The sequence below is a fragment of the Cyanobacteriota bacterium genome, assembly GCA_025054735.1.
GTDB lineage: Bacteria > Cyanobacteriota > Cyanobacteriia > SKYG9 > SKYG9 > SKYG9.
This window is the reverse complement of record JANWZG010000504.1, coordinates 1-2,410: the sequence shown is the minus strand read 5'-3', so window position 1 is coordinate 2,410 and position 2,410 is coordinate 1. Positions and strand designations below refer to the sequence as shown.

The window sequence follows — 2,410 nt, the reverse complement described above, 5'->3', positions numbered from 1 at the left end:
AAGCTATCATCAAGTTGTCCCAAAACCAGTTTTGCTATATGCCTATTGCAGAGCAAAAATGATGCTGATAATCACCAATCCTATCAACGCTAGTAGTCTGCTATGGCGGCTAATCCACTGATTTAGCGATCGCATCGGCTGGTAGTGGGTTTGATGGTTAGGCTGTGCTGTTCTGGCTGTGTAGAGCATACAAGTCTTAGCAAATGGTCGTTGAGGGTAGGTACAAGAGTCATCTGCATGGTATGAGCAGCTATGGCACAGATAACTGTCATCCAGTGCACGATGCAGTGGCATTCCTGGATGACCATAGGCTTTCAGCTCTGTCCGACAATAGGGACAGCTTAAGGCCTTTGGCTCAACCGGTTGTTGACAGTAGGGGCAAGTTACCATGCAACACTAGGTGCAACACCAATTACTAACTACGGCTAGGATAAGCTATCTTGAAAGTAGGGCAGACTTAGCACATATCGATAACCACCCTCGACCGTACCTTGAATAGAAATATCACCACCGTGGGTGATCGCCAGTTGTTTACTTAACTGTAATCGCGAATTGGTTATGCTCGTTACGTTTGAGTGCTGACTGCTAAGTTGGCCAGATTTAGGCTGAGGTGAGCTGATGGGCGCAGAAGTGATCACGGTTGATTCGGCCTCATCCAACTCTGGAGAAGTAGTATCTAGAAACTGGCTATGCGTGTGCCACTGTTGTAAAGCATCAGAAGCATAGAGTTCTGGAGCAGAAAACCCATCACCCAACCACGGATGATGAACCCAAACCGTCATTTGCAGCCGATTGCTCCTACGAGAACAGTGCAGCCGCACTTCACTTCCTGCTGCTGCGGTTTTGACGACATCTAGCATCAAGTAATACAACAGATGCCGCACCTTGACCTTATCCAGCCAATAAATTCGATTACCAGGCTCCAAGGTTAATCGCAGGGTAACTTCTTGTTGATGAGCTGCTTGCTCCAGCATATTGATCACTTGCTGGCACAACATTTCTATATCTACGAGCACTAGCTTCAGTGTGGCATGGTTGTGGTCTAGTTCCGTGAGTTCCAGCATTTCATTGACCAGCGACAACAGATACTGCCCACTTTGATGGACGATTCTTAGGTATTCCTTTTGTTTATCGGTCAGAGGCCCATAGATTTCTCTGACTAAGACGCTGGTCATCCCCATGACTGATGTTAGTGGTGTTCGTAACTCTTGAGCCATCTGGGTCAGCAGGTCAATCTTGATTAGGTTAATGGTATCTGCGATCGTCGATAAGTCGCCGCTATCTGTAGCTTGAGATGAACAGGTCATTGGGTCAGATGACTCTAGCGCTGTCAGAGGTTGAGGATGAGTGTAGATGGGTCTCCGAGTGGCATAGTGCCCTTGGGTAACTAGATGGCAGCGCTCAAACTCACTCATGCTCCAACGTGCTGTCAACTCTAACAGTTCCAAATCACGCGCATTAAAGCTGCGTGCAGCCAGATCCATAACAGCCAATGTGCCTATACAGCAGCCATTCGTGCTTACCAAGGGCACTCCTAGGTACGATCGAATCCGATAATTCGTGACTAATAAACTGTTACTCGCTTGAGGATCTAGGGTAGTGTCGGGAATAATCAACGGTTGATTGGTTTCCACAATGAATCGACCTAGCGATAGCGCGTAGGGAATCTGACGAGATGACGCTAGGGCATTCATCAACCCCAAACGAGAGAGACCTACAGCGGCCTTAATCCACTCATAGTCTTGATCTAGCACCCCCAACACACAAATAGGGACATCCAGGAAGTGAGCTGCAATCTGCGTAGCTTCATCAAAGATAGGTGTGCTCCCTGACTCTAGTAGGTTCAAGGCTAACAAGGATTGGACACGCTGCTGTGCTGGGCTTATAGTCACGGCAATACTTGGATTGAAGAGTTGTGATGATACAGACTTGAGACTGTTGATGTTCACGATTGCTGCCTTCCTGTGCTCTATATCATCAGTGTTGCCCTATGCCATCTACTTCATGGTTCTGACTGCCAGCAACTACCAGCAAACAGTAATCTTACTGATATCTTTGGCAAAACCTAAACCTCAGTACCTTGAACAACTAAGGCACAACTGAATAACTAAGGCACGACTCAATGATAGACAGACTCAACATTCCCATCTAGTTCCTAAAACAAACGCTCAGGGCACTGTGATTCTACGCTATTTGAGCGATCGTACTAGGCCGATAGGCGTATATATACGGATGGGAAACCTGTAACCAGAAGCTAGTCGGAGGCAGACGGCTGAGGTTGTCGAAGCATAGCAACCAAGGTATGGTGAGCATCTTGGGCACTTGTCAGTTCATGGTCAAAACCTATACGAATGGCTTGCTCAGCATCGGAGGTTTGAACAGTGAGTTGCATACCGCGGGAATCAATGCT

The 2,410-nt window shown here is 47.3% G+C and carries 2 protein-coding genes; both read right to left on the bottom strand.

Features of this window, described 5'->3' with window-relative positions; all coding sequences use genetic code 11:
- Positions 1-42: 42 nt before the first annotated feature.
- Positions 43-390 (bottom strand): zinc ribbon domain-containing protein, encoded by a 348-nt coding sequence (locus NZ772_17425; protein MCS6815338.1) that lies wholly within the window; start codon positions 388-390, stop codon positions 43-45.
- A 35-nt stretch (positions 391-425) separates the two neighbouring features.
- Positions 426-1,949, bottom strand: coding sequence for a GAF domain-containing sensor histidine kinase (locus NZ772_17420; protein MCS6815337.1), 1,524 nt, complete (start codon positions 1,947-1,949; stop codon positions 426-428).
- Between the last annotated feature and the right edge of the window lie 461 nt (positions 1,950-2,410).

Excerpts from the sequence above, each read along its gene's own strand:
- NZ772_17425 (MCS6815338.1), bottom strand. The coding sequence starts at position 390 with ATGGTAACTTGCCCCTACTGTCAACAACCGGTTGAGCCAAAGGCCTTA.